The 19484-nt window shown below is 32.6% G+C and carries 17 protein-coding genes; 9 read left to right on the forward strand and 8 right to left on the reverse strand.

Going from position 1 to position 19484, the window contains the following annotated elements; all coding sequences use genetic code 11:
* Nucleotides 1-517 precede the first annotated feature (517 nt).
* From argF to KA873_RS01145, 4 genes are all read left to right on the forward strand, one after another.
* Complete coding sequence (gene argF, locus KA873_RS01130) at nt 518-1549, forward strand: ornithine carbamoyltransferase (protein ID WP_181187390.1); 1032 nt, start codon at nt 518-520, stop codon at nt 1547-1549.
* Nucleotides 1550-1727: 178 nt separating this feature from the next.
* Nucleotides 1728-3266: a PTS transporter subunit EIIC gene (locus KA873_RS01135; protein ID WP_107505242.1), complete on the forward strand. Its 1539-nt coding sequence runs from the start codon at nt 1728-1730 to the stop codon at nt 3264-3266.
* A 62-nt stretch (nt 3267-3328) separates the two neighbouring features.
* Nucleotides 3329-4096, forward strand: a complete 768-nt coding sequence (nagB, locus tag KA873_RS01140) for a glucosamine-6-phosphate deaminase (protein ID WP_107505241.1) — start codon at nt 3329-3331, stop codon at nt 4094-4096.
* Between the two features lie 401 nt (nt 4097-4497).
* Nucleotides 4498-4629, forward strand: coding sequence for a beta-class phenol-soluble modulin (locus tag KA873_RS01145; protein ID WP_019469020.1), 132 nt, complete (start codon nt 4498-4500; stop codon nt 4627-4629).
* A 122-nt stretch (nt 4630-4751) separates the two neighbouring features.
* Here the strand turns inward: KA873_RS01145 and KA873_RS01150 are convergent, their stop codons facing one another.
* The 6 genes from KA873_RS01150 to KA873_RS01175 all read right to left on the reverse strand — a co-directional run bounded on the left by KA873_RS01150 (nt 4752) and on the right by KA873_RS01175 (nt 11792).
* A complete protein-coding gene (locus KA873_RS01150; protein WP_107505240.1) occupies nt 4752-5966 on the reverse strand; it encodes a NupC/NupG family nucleoside CNT transporter in 1215 nt (404 codons plus the stop codon).
* A gap of 9 nt (nt 5967-5975) precedes the next feature.
* Nucleotides 5976-6887 carry a pseudouridine-5'-phosphate glycosidase gene (locus KA873_RS01155; RefSeq protein ID WP_107505239.1) on the reverse strand — a complete coding sequence of 304 codons (912 nt, stop codon included), beginning with the start codon at nt 6885-6887 and terminating at the stop codon, nt 5976-5978.
* Nucleotides 6871-7980, reverse strand: coding sequence for a carbohydrate kinase (locus tag KA873_RS01160; protein ID WP_107505238.1), 1110 nt, complete (start codon nt 7978-7980; stop codon nt 6871-6873). Before KA873_RS01160 ends, KA873_RS01155 begins: the two co-directional genes overlap by 17 nt.
* A gap of 538 nt (nt 7981-8518) precedes the next feature.
* Complete coding sequence (locus KA873_RS01165; RefSeq protein ID WP_107504516.1) at nt 8519-9337, reverse strand: hypothetical protein; 819 nt, start codon at nt 9335-9337, stop codon at nt 8519-8521.
* Nucleotides 9338-9657: 320 nt separating this feature from the next.
* Complete coding sequence (locus tag KA873_RS01170) at nt 9658-10953, reverse strand: TcaA second domain-containing protein (protein WP_145372890.1); 1296 nt, start codon at nt 10951-10953, stop codon at nt 9658-9660.
* Nucleotides 10954-10967: 14 nt separating this feature from the next.
* On the reverse strand, nt 10968-11792 hold the full coding sequence (locus KA873_RS01175) for a zinc ribbon domain-containing protein (RefSeq protein ID WP_107504514.1): 825 nt from the start codon (nt 11790-11792) through the stop codon (nt 10968-10970).
* Nucleotides 11793-12075: 283 nt separating this feature from the next.
* On the opposite strand from KA873_RS01175, the gene KA873_RS01180 reads away from it, so the two are divergent.
* The 5 genes from KA873_RS01180 to KA873_RS01200 all read left to right on the forward strand — a co-directional run bounded on the left by KA873_RS01180 (nt 12076) and on the right by KA873_RS01200 (nt 17412).
* Nucleotides 12076-12972 (forward strand): DUF7916 family protein, encoded by an 897-nt coding sequence (locus KA873_RS01180; protein ID WP_107504513.1) that lies wholly within the window; start codon nt 12076-12078, stop codon nt 12970-12972.
* A 376-nt stretch (nt 12973-13348) separates the two neighbouring features.
* A complete protein-coding gene (locus tag KA873_RS01185; RefSeq protein ID WP_107504512.1) occupies nt 13349-15289 on the forward strand; it encodes a BglG family transcription antiterminator in 1941 nt (646 codons plus the stop codon).
* A gap of 11 nt (nt 15290-15300) precedes the next feature.
* Nucleotides 15301-15741 carry a PTS sugar transporter subunit IIA gene (locus tag KA873_RS01190; RefSeq protein ID WP_107504511.1) on the forward strand — a complete coding sequence of 147 codons (441 nt, stop codon included), beginning with the start codon at nt 15301-15303 and terminating at the stop codon, nt 15739-15741.
* A 5-nt stretch (nt 15742-15746) separates the two neighbouring features.
* A complete protein-coding gene (locus tag KA873_RS01195; RefSeq protein WP_019469010.1) occupies nt 15747-16031 on the forward strand; it encodes a PTS sugar transporter subunit IIB in 285 nt (94 codons plus the stop codon).
* A 22-nt stretch (nt 16032-16053) separates the two neighbouring features.
* Nucleotides 16054-17412 (forward strand): PTS ascorbate transporter subunit IIC, encoded by a 1359-nt coding sequence (locus KA873_RS01200; protein ID WP_210140144.1) that lies wholly within the window; start codon nt 16054-16056, stop codon nt 17410-17412.
* Nucleotides 17413-17466: 54 nt separating this feature from the next.
* Here the strand turns inward: KA873_RS01200 and KA873_RS01205 are convergent, their stop codons facing one another.
* Nucleotides 17467-18285 (reverse strand): acyl-CoA thioesterase, encoded by an 819-nt coding sequence (locus KA873_RS01205; protein WP_107383533.1) that lies wholly within the window; start codon nt 18283-18285, stop codon nt 17467-17469.
* A gap of 40 nt (nt 18286-18325) precedes the next feature.
* Nucleotides 18326-19243: a 2-dehydropantoate 2-reductase gene (gene panE / locus KA873_RS01210; RefSeq protein ID WP_107504509.1), complete on the reverse strand. Its 918-nt coding sequence runs from the start codon at nt 19241-19243 to the stop codon at nt 18326-18328.
* Nucleotides 19244-19484: the final 241 nt, after the last annotated feature.

The raw sequence follows: 19484 nt of genomic DNA on the forward strand, positions 1-19484 counted from the left end.
GTATGAATTTGAAATTAGTAAATAATAAAAAACGGGCATACAGTTTCAAAATGATGGATTTTGATATTGTATGCCTATTTTTATTCATTTTTAAAGGATGATTATGCAATGATTTTGAGATGATGTGGGATAAAGGGAATTATTTTTCTTGGAAACCACCAGAAACAAAATGAGCAGCAATTTGCTTAATAGTGGCAAATAGTAAATCTAACATATATATTCACCTCCAATGAGCTAGCGATTACATCATTAATTTACTATATATCATTAAAATATAGTGTAAGAAAGCACAACTTAGTTAAATGATTGCCACGTTGTTTATTGTCAGAAATTTTGCTTGCTTAACCGTTGCAAATAAGGTCGTGATTGTATATAAATATGTTTTCAAAGTAGCTTACACGTTGTTGATTTTATAAAATATTTAAAAATATACAAAAAAAGGTATATTTATACTTGAAAATAACTCTATTTAAGTTTAATATGTATATAAATCTTATAAAAATATTGGAGTGATGAAATTGGGGCGTACACAACAGATTTAAAAAAACTAGCATTGTTAAAAGGTAAGAGCTTTTTGAAAACGAGTGACTTTACTGCAGATGAACTAGTAACATTGATTGACTTTACCGGAGAATTAAAAGAAAAGAAAAAGCGTGGTATTCCACACCCTTATCTTAAAGGTAAGAATATTGCTTTATTATTTGAAAAACCATCTACAAGAACACGTTCAGCATTTAGCGTAGCAGCTAATGATTTAGGTGCATTTCCAGATTATTTTGGTCAAGGTGAAATTCACTTAGGTGTCAAAGAATCAACAGAGGATACGGCAAAAGTATTAGGTAGTATGTATGATGGTATTGAATTTAGAGGTTTTTATCAAAAAGATGTAGAAAGTATAGCGCAACATGCCAAAGTTCCAGTATGGAATGGTTTAACAAACGAATGGCATCCTACTCAAATGATTGCAGACTTTTATACATTAAAAGAACACCTAGGTACATTACAAGGTAAGACACTGACTTATGTCGGTGATGCAAGAAATAATGTGGCGCATGATTTATTAGTTACCGGTGCAATATTAGGTATGAATATCCATATTGCAGCCCCTCAATCGCTACAGCCTGATCAAGATATTCAGCAACTCGCTAAAAATTATGCAACACAATCTCATAGTAATATTTTAATTACTGATAATATTCAACAAGCAGTTTATAAAACAGATGCAATATATACAGATGTTTGGTTTTCAATGGGAGAAGATGAATCAGTTCAAACACAGCGTATTGAAAAATTACTTCCATATCAAATTAATGAAGCTATGCTTGTCAATACAATGAATCCGGATGTTATTGTATTACATTGTTTGCCAGCTTTTCATGATGTGCATACAAAAGTGGGACAACAAATTTATAAGACCCATGGATTAACTGAAATGGAGATAACAGATGATGTATTTAAAGGTGAACATGCTGTTATATTTGAACAAGCGGAAAATAGATTACATTCAATCAAAGCAATTATGGCTGGAACATTAGGAGATATTTTTTAGCGTCATATCATAATTGAATAAATATAGAACCTCACAAAGTAAAGTGACTTTGTGAGGTTTTTTGTATTTAAAATAAAAATAGTTATCTATTTTATGAAAAAGTTTTTCATAATGGTAATTTATATTGATTAATATTTTCTTTGATTGTATATTTATGGTAATTAGGAGGTTGATGACTATGAGTAAGTTGTTTGAAAAGGCGCAACAATTTGGTAAATCATTTATGTTGCCTATCGCTATATTACCAGCAGCTGGATTATTGTTGGGAATCGGTGGCGCATTAAGTAATCCGAATACAATTAAAGCATATCCTGTGTTGGATATTACTTTATTACAGAATATATTTGTCCTTATGTCATCTGCAGGTAATATTGTATTTCAAAATTTACCAGTAATTTTTGCTATAGGTGTTGCTATAGGATTAGCTAGAAGTGATAAAGGTACTGCAGGATTAGCAGCAATGCTAGGATTCCTGATTATGAACGCTTCGATGAATGGGTTGTTGATCATTACAGATACGTTAGCAAAAGGCAATTTGGCAGAAGAAGGACAAATTATGGTTCTTGGAATTCAAACAGTAGAAACGGGCGTGTTTGGGGGAATTATAACAGGTGTTATGACAGCGCTCTTACATAATAAATATCACAAGATATCACTTCCGTCGTATTTAGGATTCTTTGGAGGATCTCGTTTTGTGCCAATTATTACAGCAATCTCTGCAATCATACTCGGGGTTATCATGTTCTTTGTTTGGCCTACAGTGCAAGGATGGATATTTGGCGTTGGAGGTATCGTAGATAAAACGGGTGTCATTGGTACTTTTTTCTTTGGATTTATATTAAGACTGTTGGGACCATTTGGTTTACATCACATTTTCTATTTACCGTTTTGGCAAACTGCATTAGGTGGCTCATTAGAAGTCAAAGGTCATCTTGTTCAAGGTACTCAAAATATTTTCTTTGCTCAACTAGGTGATCCAGATGTAACGAAATACTATTCAGGTGTTTCGCGTTATATGTCAGGGCGATTTATTACAATGATGTTTGGCCTATGTGGTGCAGCTTTAGCAATTTATCATACTGCTAAACCGCAACATAAAAAAGTCGTTGGCGGTTTAATGTTATCGGCTGCTTTAACTTCATTTTTAACAGGTATTACAGAACCGCTAGAGTTCAGCTTTTTATTTGTTGCACCTGTTTTATATGTGATACATGCATTTTTAGATGGTTTAGCTTTTATGATGGCGGACATATTTAATATTACGATAGGTCAAACATTCAGTGGTGGATTTATAGACTTTTTATTATTCGGCGTTTTGCAAGGTAATGCTAAGACGAATTTTTTATGGGTGATACCAATTGGCATCCTTTGGTTTATTTTATATTATGTTATTTTTAGCTTTTTAATTAAAAAATTCAATTTTAAAACACCTGGTAGAGAAGCGGAAGCAACTACAGAAACCGTTGAAACGACAGAACGTGCTAAAACAATCATCAAGGGTTTAGGCGGTAAAGAAAATATAGATATTGTCGATTGTTGTGCTACAAGACTAAGAGTGACGTTAAAGTCGGATGAACCTGTCAATAAACAAGTGCTTAATTCTACCGAAGCTAGAGGTATTATTCAGAAAGGTAATGGTGTACAAATTGTTTATGGGCCACATGTTACAACGATAAAAAATGAAGTAGAAGAATTGCTAGAAAGCGAGCAAGTGTAATTTATAAAATATTCAATTTATCATTAAACAAAAGTAATATGTAGAAAGTGATTGGTGAGTATATGTATATTTTAAATTTGGAGAATCGACAACTTGCAAGTCAATATGTTGCGATTGAACTGTTAAAACAAATGAAATTAAAACCGGATTCAGTATTGGGGCTTGCTACAGGAAATACTATGACAGATGTTTACAAGTATTTAAAAACATTAATCAATAATAATAATTTGCAACTAGATCAAATAGTGACATTCAATTTGGATGAATATGTGGGTTTAAGCGCAGACAATGAACAAAGTTATCACGCATATATGTACCAACAGTTATTTAAACATCATCAAACGTGGCATAAAGAAAATATATTTATACCACAAGGAGATACCGATAATTTAGAACAAGAATGCTTAATGTATGAACAATATTTAAAAGATAAAGGCCCTGCAGATATACAAATTTTAGGTATAGGTGAAAACGGCCATATAGGATTTAATGAGCCTGGTTCGTCGTTTGAAAGTGTCACAAGAGTTGTAGATTTATCTTCTTCAACGATTAATGCAAATAGTCGTTATTTTGATTCAATAGAAGATGTTCCTAAGCAAGCAATTTCTATGGGACTGGCATCCATTATGCGTGCGAAACGTATTATTTTGTTAGCGATGGGCAGAAATAAAAAAGAAGCCATTTCACAATTAATAGAGGGGGATATATCTGAAGCATTACCAGCGTCTATATTACATCAACACCCTCATGTTGATGTAATTGTAGATAATGAAGTATTCGAAGCTTTAGATCAAGATCAAGTTCAGCGATTAGAAAGGCATTTGTCATAAAGATATTTGAATACGTTGTGTTTTGGCGAGACGCTTGAGGTAACAGGGCAAGCTGAAGACTATAGACTGAAACTGTCCCTTAAGAAAGAGAGCCAACAATACGAAGTATTGAATAAAAAAAGAAGCCCTCAGATGAATTGAATTAAATCATCTGAGTGCTATTTTTCTAGGATTTATGTCTCAGACTCATCATTTCTGTCGTTATAAAAATAATATAAAACTTTATCACTGAATGACAACTAGGAAACATTAATTGTAAAAATTAAGTATTGTAATAACACTTAGGTATAAAAAACTACAAATTAAGAAATATTTACAACAATATTAATATTTTTTATTATAATTTAGTTAAAGGTAATCAACCTTTAACAAATAATATATCGAGGAATGAGGTGTGTTAAATGTCTGATTTCGTAAACGCAATCAGTGAAGCTGTAAAAGCAGGTTTAAGTGCTGACTGGGTGACAATGGGAACTAGCATTGCGGACGCATTAGCTAAAGGCGCTGACTTCATCTTAGGTTTCTTTAACTAATAAATATTGAAAGAGGCTGAGACAAATTTAATTGTCTCAGCCTTTTATTATTTAATTACTGGAATGGACGACGAAATCATTTTAAGTGAATTTGATTTCTGTACATACTTTTTTAAAAAATACTATAATACTAAACCAACTATTGATGCTGAAATAATTGAAGCAAGTGTAGAACCTAGCAGCAAGCGTAGGGCAAACGAAGCCACCTTATTACCTTGTGTATCACTAAATCCTTTGATAGCACCAACGATAATGCCCACAGTACCAAAATTAGCAAAACTAACAAGATAGACAGAAATGATACCTTGTGTACGTTGTGTTAAATCTCCAGCTAATTTTTGGAAGTCTAACATAGCAACAAATTCATTAGTGATTAATTTAGTTGCCATCAGTGATCCAGCTTGAACTGCTTCGTTCCAAGGTACACCTATAATAAAAGCAATCGGTGCAAAAATAAAGCCGATTAATTGTTTGAAATCTAAACCAACAAAATTAAATAACACTGTGACTGCTTCCATCAAAGAGATAAATGCAAGTAACATAATAGCAACACTTACGGCAATTTTAAAACCATCCGTAGCACTATCACCAATCATTTGGAAAAATGGAACCTTTTTCGGCTTTGTTTCATCACTATTTGAATTGCTTTTAACTGTGGATGAGTTGGAAATCTCAACATCACTATCATCTGATTGATATGGATTGATGACACTTGCGATAATTAATGCACTGAAAATATTGAGCATAACGGCAGTAACAACATATTTAGGTTCAATCATTTGCATATATGAACCTAACATAGCCATACTGACTGCACTCATACCAGAAGTGGTAATTGTATATAATTTCTCTTTAGATAATTTAGGAATCATTTCTTTAATAGTTAAATAAACTTCTGGCTGTCCTAACATCGACGTTGAGATTGCAAAGTAACTTTCGAGACGGCCCATACGTGTGATTTTATTGATAATAATACCAACATATTTAATGATAAACGGAAGAATTTTAAAATAGTTTAATACACCGATTAGTACTGAAATAAATACTAAAGGTAGTAACACTGTAATAAAGAAAGTTGAAGCACCTTTGTTTTGTAAACCGCCGAAGACAAACTCGATACCAGCTTTACTAATATTGATTAATTCTTCAAAAAATGAACCTAGTGTTGTTAATATCGTTAAACCAATAGTCGTATTCATCATGAATAATACAATGACGATTTGAACGATTAACATAATTACTGGTTTTTTGAAATCAATCGCCTTTCTGTTATAGCTAAATAAAAAAGCGATGAATAACGCAAAAAGTATACCAGTAATGGCAAATATGATTGACATAAGTATCACCTACAATTTATTGAAAGCAACTGCAATTTTAGCTCCAAGTACCGCATTGTTTTCAACTAGTTTGATATTTGTATTTAAACTCTTGCCTTCAGACTTTTCGACAATTTTACTGAGTAAAAATGGCGTAGAATCTTTACCACTAATACCTTGCGTTTCTGCTTCTTTAACTGCTTCTTCAATAATGCCGTCAATATATGATTTTGGTAGTTCATTTTCTTTCGGAACTGGATTAGCGATGACAATACCGCCTTCAATATTTAAATCATTTTTAATTTTACAAATATGTGCGATGTTGTCTGGGTTTTCAGAAGAACTGTTTAATTTAATACCACTTTGTCTTGTGAAGAACGCTGGTAATTCATCTGTTTGGTAACCAATTACTGGTACACCTTTTGTTTCAAGATATTCCATTGTTTTTGGTAAATCTAGAATAGATTTAGCACCTGCACATATTACTGTTACATTTGTTTTACCTAATTCTTCTAAGTCTGCTGAGATATCCATAGTGTTTTCAACGCCCCTATGTACACCACCAATACCACCAGTTACAAAGAATTGAATTTCTGCTAATTCTGCACTCATCATTGTTGATGCAACAGTAGTTGCGCCAATCTGTTTAGTAGCGAGTACTTCTGCAAAATCACGACGTGAAACTTTTGCGACATTATCACTTTTAGCAAGTAATTCTAGTTCATCATTTTCCAGTCCAATTTTAATCTTTCCATCAATTAATGCAATTGTTGCTGGAATAGCGCCATATTCACGTATGATATTTTCAACAGTCGTAGCCATTTTTACATTTTGCGGGTATGGCATACCATGTGAAATAATTGTTGATTCTAAGGCTACGATGGGCTTCTTGTCTGCTTTAGCTTGTGCTACTTCTGTGGAAAATTCAATATATTGCTTCATTTTTATAGTCCTCCAAATCTCTAAATAATTGTTTTTTATCTAAGTTTTGCCTCACTGTATATTCTGTTTCAATTGTTTTACGAGAATTAATCATGCCTGCTGTCAGTATGCTTTCGGTATCTAGATCATTTAACCAACTGAAAATGACTGCACTAGAGAAAGCGTCACCAGCACCTGTTACGTCAACGACATGCTTAGAAGGTATGACAGGTTTAATTACTTCTTCGTCATTATTTCTAAAAATAAGTTCTTTTACACCGTTTGTAATAACGACATTTGAAACACCCAACTGATTCCATTTCTGTGCAGCTTTACGCAAATCATCAGTGTCTTGTATGTTCATATTTAAATAAGTTTCTGTTTCATCTCTATTGATAATGAGCCAATCGATAGCATGTAACGAATCAGGCATGTTTTTCATTTTTGGGGATGAAACTGGAATCACTATTAATTTAATACTATGTTTTTCTGAATAGGCACATAAAAAATCCATTGCACTTTTTGAAATATTGAGGTCTGCGATGATACATTTTGCTTTTATTAATAAGTGTGTACGCTTAATTAAAAATTCTGGAGTGATATAATCATAGACCTCCATATCTGCTAAGCCATATTCCATATTACCGTCGCTATTGATTAATGCAGTATAGGAACCAGTGTTTGCATTTTCAATTTGTTGAACGTGGTCTAAATTCATGAATGGGGTTGATAATTTGTGAATCATATCCCACTCACTATCATTGCCACTCACAGATAAAAATGCGACTGTTTCTCCCATACGGCCTAGATTCTCAGCAATGTTGCGCGCAACACCACCTATAGATCTCGTTGAGGTAACAGGATTAGACGTTTCTAATTGTAAGTCGCTATGAACATAAAATTTTCTGTCTAAGTTCGCAGCACCAATGCACACAATTGGATAATCTTCATTTAAAACATATGCTTTTCCTAAAACATATTCTTTACGAATAAGTCCGGATATAATATTTGCAACTGCTGGCCTAGATAATCCAATGGACTGTGCTAATTCTTGTTGTGAAATGAATGGATTCTCCTGAATACGATTTAAAACTGCTTGTTCATTTTTATTCATATGGCAACCTCCTTTATGCAAAATTAAACTTAAGTTTACAAATTAAACATTTGTTTAAGTTGATAAGATAATAGCATGAATATTCTGAATTGTATACGCTTACATATAATAGTTCGTAAAATTGTAATATCTATATAACTGCGAAATATCAATTTGAATATGCTACATATTGCTGGAAATCAGGAGTTTTATGGCTTTTTATAATTCGTGTAATTTATTAAATTAGTTTGAATGAAAATTTTTTTCAATTAATAATCGAACTTCAATAATTTTATGTTTGAATTGTGGAAAGTATATTTTCAAACGTTAATAAAGTTAAATAGAAATGAGGGTGTTTATAAAAAGATATATATTTAATAGTTTTATAACTAATAAAAAGCTAGGGAAACGAGAGATTAAGGTAACAGATAGACATGTCAGACAGTAGGTGAACATAAATAAAAAACTGTCGACAAGGTGAGACCTTAGTCGACAGTTTTTATTTTGAGAGTATCATCTATATTTTATATTTTTTGAAAACATATATTAATTTTACATGCTAACTTTCAGCGTTATCATTATTTGCTTCTTCATCTTTATTAAACAAAGAAGAAAATTTAGATTTTATATCATCTAGCTTACTATTTACTTTATCCAATTCTTCTTGCATTTTATCAGTATTACCATTATCTTTTTCGGTTTTTGCCTGTTTTAAATCATCTATCGTAGTTTGATATTTATCAGCTAAATGATTTGTTTTATTAGAATCAGCTTCTTGTTTTAAACTATCAATCTTATCTTGTAATGCTTGTAATTTAGAATCTGTTACTTCATTAGAGTTTGAAATATCTGTTTTTAATGATTGTATATCATCTTTAACTTGATTGTTCTGACGTTCGAAATTGACATTATCGCCTTGAGTATCATTCGATTGATTTTGATTGGCGGTGGATTGTTCACTTGATTCATTTGCAGTTTGTTGATCATCATTGCCACCATTCATAAAAGTACTAACTGCAAAGATGACAATGATAACTAATAAAACCACCATACCTAAACCTAGCCAAAATTGTTTGCGTTTTGATTTTTTATTTTCTTCTAATAACTGCAACTCACGTTCGCGATCTCGTTGATTGTAGCTTGTTTCTGACTTGTAATCATTGTACTTATTGTCATTATAAGATTCGCTATTTTTTTCAGTACGACGATAGGGATTGTATAAGATCGTTCCGAAGGTATCTTGTTGTTGCTGGTCATTCACAGTATGAATATTTAAATCCGTATTAACGTTCCCATATTTGTCTAACGCAATAATTTTTCCATCATCTTCAATTTTTAAAATTTTAGGATAATCATTGAAAGAGTTATTATTAGCCATTTTTTCACCTTCAAATATATTTAGATATTAATTGCTTACTTTTAAATTACCCAACTCTAGTAGTATAAACATTGCTTGTTTTAATAGTCTTTCATATATATTACTTAATTTTTTAAAATATAACATCATCATTTAGACTGAGGTGATGCATTTGGTGATATTTTGTTTTACTTTAACAAAGATATAAATTAAGGAGTGGGACAGAAATCTTTTTAATAAAATTAGATTTCAATCCCACTCCTTTAAATAGTGTGTTTAAGTAATTATGCAATGTAATGGCCACGTTTCAAGTAACAAGTTGGATTACTATTTGTGGTTTGTTAATATCCTGAATCGACTTCTTCACCGTCTTCGTCATATTCAGTAACGTAACCATCCTCATCAATTTTATAAGAACCTGCTAACTCTCCGTCTTTATCTGTGAAGGAGAATCCCCAACCGTCTCCAGTTTTTTCGGGTTCTTTATAAGTATAATTATCTGTATCCAAAGTACTCCCTTCATAAGATTCAACTTTATCAATAACATTATCACGTGTTACTTTTTCATCAGAATTGGAAGTACTATCATCGTCGTCATCAGAATCTGCTTCTTTTTCAATCATTTTATCTTCATAATCGCTTATTGCATCATCGTCAAATGTTAAAGCTACGTCAATTTCATCTTCATCATCATTTGGACTTGAAACATTTTCTACACTAGATTTGAATTGTTTACCCTCAACTTCAGTGGTAGCATAAACTTCGACTTTTTCATCAGGTGCATAAGGGCCGTAAGTGACAGATTCATATTCATCAAAATCTGATTGTTCATTACCATTTATATAAAGTTTAAGTGAATCGGAATCTGCAAAAGATGAATCGATACTAACTGTAAAACGTTTTTGTTTGAATTGCAGATCTGCACTATTACTTTCTGACATATCGATATGAATGACACCATCGAATTTTTTGTTATCAACCTTTTGCGTTGCTTTTAAGTCATATATGCCGATTGGAAAATCATCAAGTGTTTTCGTCTTACCTTGTTTTAACTTAACTTGCGTTGTTTTGTCATTAAGTTTGTAAGATAGTGTCGTGTCTTCTTCTGAAGTAATAGAAACAGGTTCCTCATTAACATTAAAAATGTAATTTTTAAATATACCCCATTTTTTCCCATCTTCGGTGATATTGATTAGAGAAGTATCGCCAACAGTGACAGTTTGTTCGTTTAATTTGTTTTCTTTGATATTTTTTGCACTACTTTGTAGTTCGTCAGCAACACGATCTACGCTATCAGTTTCGTCAATATATTTATAAATAGCCTTAGCTTCATCTTTAGAAATAGCTTCACCATTTGATTTTAAATGGCTAGCTAGACGATCTGTATCTTTGTTTTTTAAATCTTTAGCAATGGTTTCTGCTTGTTTTGTAGGTGATAGTTGCGCGTCTATTATTTTATAAGCCACAAACAAAGCGATAATAATGACTAATATCACTGCAATAATAATAAATAGAGGCCATTTTGATTTATGGTTAGGTGATTGATTAGTTGCTCTTTGTTGAATAGGCGTCCCACATTGGGTACAGACGCGTTGACCAGGTTTAATTTCAGCACCACAATTACTACAATACTTCATTTGAAACATCCTCCTTAATAACCTGTATTAAAAAATGAACTTAAATCACTTAATGTATTAGAAACAGTACTTTCCACTATAATACGTAAAATGATTCCCAAAATGATGATATAGATGAATATAGAATAAATGACAGGCATACGTATAAGTTGGTTGTGACTATATTTCGTAATTAAATATATTGGTGCAATTAAAGTGAATAATATAGCAATAATGATAAGGAATATTGCAAAACTTGGAACATGAATTGCTAAAAATAGTAAACCAAGTAAAAGTGCAATGACAGATAGGGTGTTAACTAAAACGAAATCTGAAAATACTTTATGTAACGTCGAATTAATATTTAATATTTTGATTAGTGCATAAGTGATTCCAAATAGTACTGCAATTGCAATTAATAAGAAAAGTGAAATGTTAAACACAACACTTGCTTTACTTGACATGAAATATGCTACTTCTGCAGGTATCAGTATTGTTAGTAATATGATGGATAAAAGTAATCCCGCTACAATTATACTGAAAAGTGTTTTGTAAGAAAAAAAGTGGGGACTCACAAGTTCTTTATCCGGATGTCTAAAAGCGGTTGAAAAGAATGTTTTAGCTTCATTGAAAATGTCTGAAGAATGCTTTGAAAACTGCTCGGTTTTAGGATTAGACTGTGTTGAATATTGTGTTGATGTTTGTGTTGCGTTAGATTGCGTTGAATCTTGTTCAGATGTGTAGTTCGGTTTGTTTTTAGTTTCGTTCGTTGTATTCGTTTGATGAGATAATTTTGTACCACACTCTCCACAAAATAAATCTGATGCTTCAATAGGATTTCCACATTTTGGACACTGCATAAAGATTCCCCCTTGTAATATGTATATTAAAATATAATATCACATTTATATTTACGATACACTACTGTTTTGAAATTTAACTAAATTAAAATTCAAAAGATTGTAAATGTATATAGAAGTAGTTTTTTATTTAAAAAAGAATAATAATAAGTAGAGGGTGTGTATAATGAAATGTAGAGTAATCCTGTGTAGTTATTACGAAGGAAAAGAACATCATTATTATATAATGTAGTTATAATAAATAAAATGGCAACTAAAGTATATATTAAGGAGTGGAATCCAAATGGTTAAGCGATTATTAAGTAACAATGCTTCAGAACTACTAGCAATGACAGGTGAAGAATTGAAACAGAGTATTAAAGCTAGTGCTGGACGGGTGGTTTTATCTGAAAATATAGTAACAGAAACGCCTGTCGTGCCAGATATTACCAATGCTGAAATAGCGCGTGCGTTTGGTGCCGATTTGATTTTACTAAATGGCTTTGATGCGTTTCATCCAAAAGTGAAAAATATAGAAGAACATGAACAGGTTATAGAAACATTAAAACAATTCGTTGGTAGACCCATTGGCGTGAACTTAGAACCTGTTGATGACGGAACAAATATGTATGATCAACACTTAGAAATTGCAGAAGGACGTCAAGCAAGTCCTGAAACGGTTCAAGTACTTGAAGCATTAGGGGTGAACTTTATATGTATGACAGGAAACCCTGCAACTGGCGTATCTAATAAGAAAATAGTTGAAGCAATACAAAATACAAGAAATCATTTTTCTGGTTTGATTATCGCTGGAAAAATGCATAGTTCAGGTGTAGATGAACCTGTGATTACAAGAGAATATGTAAGGGAATTTCTTGAAGCGGGTGCTGATATTATACTAGTACCTGCAGTGGGTACAGTGCCAGGTTTCGATGAAGCGCAACTTAAAGACATTGTCAAAGAAGTTCATCGTGAAGGGGGACTTGTCATGTCAGCAATTGGTACGAGTCAAGAAAGCGCTGATCCAAGTACTATTAGAGATTTTGCCATTCGAAATAAAATATGTGGTGTGGATATTCAACATATTGGTGATGGTAGTTTCTGTGGTTTAGCACCTGTGGAAAATATATTTGAATTAAGTAAGGCATTGCGTGGAGAAAGACACACGTTGTCAATGATTGCACGTTCTATTAATCGCTAATAAAACTACAATATATAAATTTCAGTTTTCAAATATTAATTGGTTTATTTTAGATTAATTAAATATATCAAAAAGTATTTTTCTTGTGGTTTAGAACGGTTTAGCAATAATAACTCATTTGAAGTAAATACTTATAAATTATTGGACATCAAAAAAGTGAAGATATAGAGGAGAGAATGCAACACATTAACGTTGGATTCTCTTTTTTTATATTTAATCGATATTTTTTATATAAAATGATTATTCAATAAATTATAATTTGAAAAAGTGATCGTTTATGTTAGATGTGCAACTTTTCGGATTATGAGACGAAAGAGATTACACATCTAAAAGTACGAGTAAGCGGTTACAATAAATATGTAAGGAGGTTGCTCATGTGTTAAGCAAGAGACAGCATCATATATTAACATTCTTACTTGAACGTGAAACGTTCATAACCATTCATCATTTAGCTATCCAATTCAATGTTTCAGAAAGGACGATACAGTACGATTTAGAATATATAGAAAGTATGGCACAACGCTTGGATTTAACTATTTCTAGAAATAAAAATGCAGGTATAATGATTAAATCTAAAATGCCCTTGAATGATATTGTTCCAAAATATATGGCGACTTCAATACATTATTCTAAAGAAGAAAGAATACGTTATATCATATTAAAGTTGTTTGAATCTAATACGCCAACATCTTCTAAAACGTTGGCCGATATGGTATCCGTTACACGTAGAACAATCGTTGAAGATCTAAAAAATGTACAAACTTGGTTATCTTCTTATGATTTAAAGTTAGAATATATTAAAAATAAAGGATTTATCATACAAGGTGAGGAAACAAATTACCGCAAAGCATATGCGACACGTGTACATGAATATTTTCAAAATCATACACATCAAATAGGGCACAAGCTATTTTCGAACAAAGCTTTAGAAACGATTCGATTGACGGTAGTGTCGGTATTATTTGAAGCGGATTATCAGTTAGTACAAAGTGCAATTGATGGATTAATTTATCATATTTTAATTGCAATACATCGAACTAAAGAAAAATTTGTTTTTGAAATACCTGAAATGGAATATAACAAATTGGCAGAAACGGACCATTTTCGTGTGGCATTACTCATAAAAGCATCTTTGGAAGAAAAGCTAGATATACAATTCCCTAAAAGTGAAGCAGGTTTTATTACCTTACATTTGTTAGGTGCTAAAACTTCAGAGATGAATCAAAAGCACGAAACAATCGATGACTTAGAAATTCTAACCGAACAATTGATAGAACGTATGAGTGGTGACTTAGGTATAGATTTAATTAACGATACTAAATTATTAAATGGTTTAATTGTTCATCTGAGACCAGCTATTCACCGATTAAAATTTGATATGACGCATAACAATCCTCTAGCAGAAGAAATCTTACAACAATATCATCACATCGTAGAAAGATTACGCAATCATATTTGGGGCGTTGAAGAGAATTATCATATTTGCTTTAACAAAGATGAGCTTGCATACATTACGTTACACTTTGCTTCAGCGATTGAACGTATTTCTGCAATTACTACAAATGCTATAAAAGTAGTGCTACTTTGCGGTTCTGGTATTGGTACTTCACAATTATTGAGAAGTAGAATGCGCCATATTTATCCTGAACTTGAAATTGTAGATGCTTATTCAATCTACGAAATTGATGAAACATTATTAAAACATGAAGGCGTTGACTATATCATATCAACAGTACCATTTGAACATGCGTCGATACCTATTCTTAATGTTTCTCCATTTTTAGATAAAGATGATCGACAACAAATTAACACAATCATCAATAATTCAAGAGAACAATATGTGCATGATATCAAAGGTTTGGGGCCTACTTTGAAAGAAGTCTTACCAGAAAATAGAATTTTAACACAACAACCTTCACTTTATAGAAATGATGCCATTAGGCAAAGTATTGAAACTTTGGTTGATGCTCAAATTGTTGATTGTATTTATGCCGATGAAATTATTGAACAATTAGATGCATTTGGACCTTATATGGTTATAAGTCCACATATTGCTTTAATTCATGCGCAACCAACGCACGTTAAAGGGACAGTGGGTTTTAGTATCACACACTATCAAAATGGTATTTATTTTGGGCATGAACAATATGATCCTGTTTATATCATTGTTACATTAGCAACCGCTCAACCACAAATTCATTTAAATGCCCTGAGACAACTTAGTGAGCTGATTATGGATAACAAAACTAGAAAGATATTACTTTCAGGAAATATTGAAGCAATTATGCACTGTATAAATGAAGTGAGTCAACGATAAGGAGGGAAAAAATGACTTTAGAAATTTTATCATCAGATAAAGTGCAAGTACTTGAACAAGTTGAAAGTTGGCGTGAGGCAATTAATATAGCTGCAAGTCCTTTACAAGAACAAGGTTATTTTCAACAAGCGTATATTGATGACATGATTCATAGTGTAGAAAAATTAGGTCCTTATATAGTGATTGCTCCAGAAATAGCAATTGCACATGCTCGACCGAATAATAATGTGAAAAAGATAGGTTTGAGTTTGTTAAAGCTAAATCAACATATTAACTTTTCAGAAGAGGGGCACTATGCTTCATTGGTTTTTGTATTAAGTGCTATTGACAATGAAGGACACTTAGAAGTATTGAGAAGTTTAGCTACGACATTAGGCAATCAACAGACAGTGAATAATTTATTGAATGCACAAACATCAAGTGAAATTATAAATATATTTAAAGGAGAATGATGACAATGAAAATTTTAGTAGTATGTGGGCACGGATTAGGAAGCAGTTTTATGGTTGAAATGAATGCACAAGAAGCACTGAAAAATTTAAATGCACCATCAGATATAAAAGTTGAACATAGTGATGTTATGAGTGCGAGTCCTGATATGGCAGACTTATTTATTTGTGGGAGAGATTTAGAAGAAAACACAAAAAAATTAGGTGATGTCATTGTATTAGATAATATATTAGATAAAGAAGAATTACAGCAAAAACTAGATGAAAAATTAAAAGATTTAAATATACTTTAATCATTAATAAGGAGGTAAGATTATGAAGCCAATTCTTGATTTTATCGTCGATATTTTAAGTCAACCTGCGATATTAGTTGCCTTAATTGCATTTATTGGATTAATTGTCCAGAAAAAGTCGGCAACTGATATCACATCAGGTACGATAAAGACGATTCTAGGATTTTTAGTTTTAAGTGCGGGTGCTAATGTAGTAACACAATCATTAGAACCATTTGGCAAGATTTTCCAACATGCATTTGGTGTGCAGGGTGTTGTGCCTAATAATGAAGCGATTATATCAATCGCTTTGGAACAATATGGTACGACTGCAGCATTAATCATGGTGTTTGGGATGATTGTGAATATCATTATTGCGCGCATTACTAACTTGAAATATATTTTCTTAACTGGTCATCATACATTTTATATGGCCGCATTTTTAGCAATATTATTGTCAGTTGGTCATGTGACAGGTACATTAACGGTGATTATTGGAGCGGTTATTTTAGGTTTAATTATGGCAATACTACCTGCACTAGCACAGCCTACAATGAAAAAAATAACTGGAAATGACCAAGTTGCTTTGGGTCATTTTGGTACATTGAGTTATTGGGCTGCTGGAGAAATAGGTAAATTATTTAAAAGTAAATCAAAATCGACTGAAGATATCAATTTTCCTAAGGGGTTAAGCTTTTTAAGAGAAAGTACGATTAGTATTTCTTTAACAATGACATTGCTTTACTTTGTAGCATCATTGTTTGCTACACCTACTTTCGTGCACTCAGAAATCAGCGATGGACAAAACTTCATTGTGTTTTCACTTATTCAAGGTGTTACGTTTGCAGCTGGTGTGTTCATTATCTTAACGGGTGTTCGCTTAATTCTTGCAGAAAACGTACCTGCATTTAAAGGTATATCTGAAAAGTTAGTTCCAAATACGAAACCTGCGTTAGACTGTCCGATAGTCTTCCCTTATGCACAAAACGCTGTGTTAATTGGCTTCTTTGTCAGCTTTATTGTAGGTGTGATTGGGATGTTCATCTTATTCTTATTTGGTGGTGTCGTGATACTTCCAGGTGTGGTGGCACACTTCTTCTTAGGTGCTACAGCAGGCGTCTTTGGTAACGCACGCGGAGGTATTAGAGGTGCGATTGCTGGATCTGCATTAAATGGATTATTAATCACGTTCTTACCATTATTATTCTTGCCATTCTTAGGTGAATTAGGCGGTGCTGCTACTACATTCTCAGACACAGATTTCTTAGTAGTGGGTGTCGTGCTTGGTAATGTAGCGAAATATATGGGCATCATTGGTATTGTTGGTTTAATTGTTGTTGTCGGTGTGGTGTCAATTTTACTACAAAAACGTTCGAATCAAAAAGCGATGAAAGAACAGTAATCATAAAAAAACCTAGGCTATGCAAAATCATAGGCCTAGGTTTTTTGTATTGTCTTATTCTTTATAATAAACAAGTTGAGTTGTCGTAGCTAATAATTCTCCATCAGAACTCCAAATTTCGCCAGTTTGGTCATAAAAACCATCATTAAAATTATGTGCTCGCGTATGTCCTAATACGTGATTATTGCTGTGCTGTGCTAATGCTACCGTGTCCGAATGAAAGTACACAGTAAGAGAGACTGTACCTATTGGTACAACTTTTTCACGACGGACATATATTCTTGGAAAAAAAGCATCACACATTGAGGCAAGAGATAAATAATCTAACGGTCTATTTGGTTTGTCTTTCATCCATTGTAATGTAACTGAATCTGCATGATTTGACTTAGTGTAAGCTCTAGGTACACCTTTTATTATTTTAATATCATAATGATTCACCCAGGGTGGAACTTCTGTTAATGATAAACTGTCTACATTTTCTGCATTTGGTACTTCTGGCATGTTTAATTCGGTTGAAGACCATGTATCTCTTTTCTTTGCGGTAACTGCAGTCGCTGTAATGACTATATTATGATGTTGGCGCAGTTCGACATACCAATGTTGTGTAGAGCGATTGGTTCTTACTGGATTTGCATTTATGGTAAATGATCCATCTTTGACAGGTGCTGCGTAATTAACAGTAAATGAAACTGGGTTACCAAGACAATCGGAATGTTCTATAACTGCTCGTAATAATGTTGATGCAATCACACCACCAAAAGGGCCAACCATATTGGCATAATCAGAAGAAGTATGTCCATGATAAACGCCAGTTTCTTGTGGTTTTAAGTTTGTTGCGATATCAAAAGGATGTGCGTACGTATTTAATGTCATTTGTATGCCTCCATATAATTTTTAGCTTACGTTTAAGATTTTATTGAAGCATTTCTTTATAAACTTTATGATTTTGATATGAAGCATAAAGCAGTGGTGCATCTAATTGATGTTCTTCGGCTAAATTCAGCAAATAGCCTTGTAAGTGATCGGCTTCAATATTTAAGCCTTTTTCCATATCACGCTGCATGGATGTTTTGAAATGGTAAGATAGCTTAGAAAGTCCTTTCATATATTTATCGACGATTGTTTTATCAATCGGGACTTGGTGGCTTCTCATAATGGACGAAACTTCTTCATATAATGATTTGATAAAATCAGTGCCACCTTCACTATCACGTATTGGTCCGATTGGCGCATGCATCATTGTAGTTACACTTGATAATACTGTAATCATTAGATATTTTTGCCACATACCACGCTCGATATCTGAAGTTAAAATAAATTCAGATTTTGTATTAGCGAAAGTATCCTCTATCAATTTAGCTCTTTCACTATTTGTGCCATCTAATTCTCCAAAGAAAAGTTTATCAAAATCACTTGTTTGTATGACTTCACCAGTGGCATTTAATGAAGTTTCAATGATGCAATAACCACCCATAATTTTATTTTTACCAAAAACAGCTTGTAATTTTGGAATATGTGCAACGCCGTTTAACAGCGGAATAATCACTGTATGATCCCCAACAAATGGTTTTAAGTCATCGATTGCTTGCTCAAGATGATATGATTTTGAAGATAGTAAAATCACATCAAATGGTTCAGCATGATTTTCTCTAGTAATCAATTGTGGGGTGAAACTATAATCACCATTGTGGCTATGGATGACTAAGCCATTCCTTTCCAAATAAGATTTTCTTTTCGGCCTTACTAAAAAAGTAACATTTTTATGGTTCTCTGCTAAACGACCACCAAAGTAGCCACCAATTCCACCTGCTCCTAAGACTAAAATACGCATCTTAAACACTCCTTAATCTATGTAATGATTCATATTGTTATTTATATACCACTAAAAGTTCAAAGTTACGCATCGGAAATGAATGGAAAAATTAAGGGCATTAAATTTTTGATGATCATTTAATGGATTGTCTGGTTAGTTGCAAAATAAGCGATATTCAACGTAGTTCATTGTTTATTGTTAAACGCTCTGTGGGTATATTTAATAAATGAATCATTGAGTGAAAGTGATGATTGTTATA

This window comes from Staphylococcus sp. GDY8P45P (genome assembly GCF_017892745.1).
In the GTDB taxonomy this organism is placed as follows: Bacteria; Bacillota; Bacilli; order Staphylococcales; family Staphylococcaceae; genus Staphylococcus; species Staphylococcus cohnii.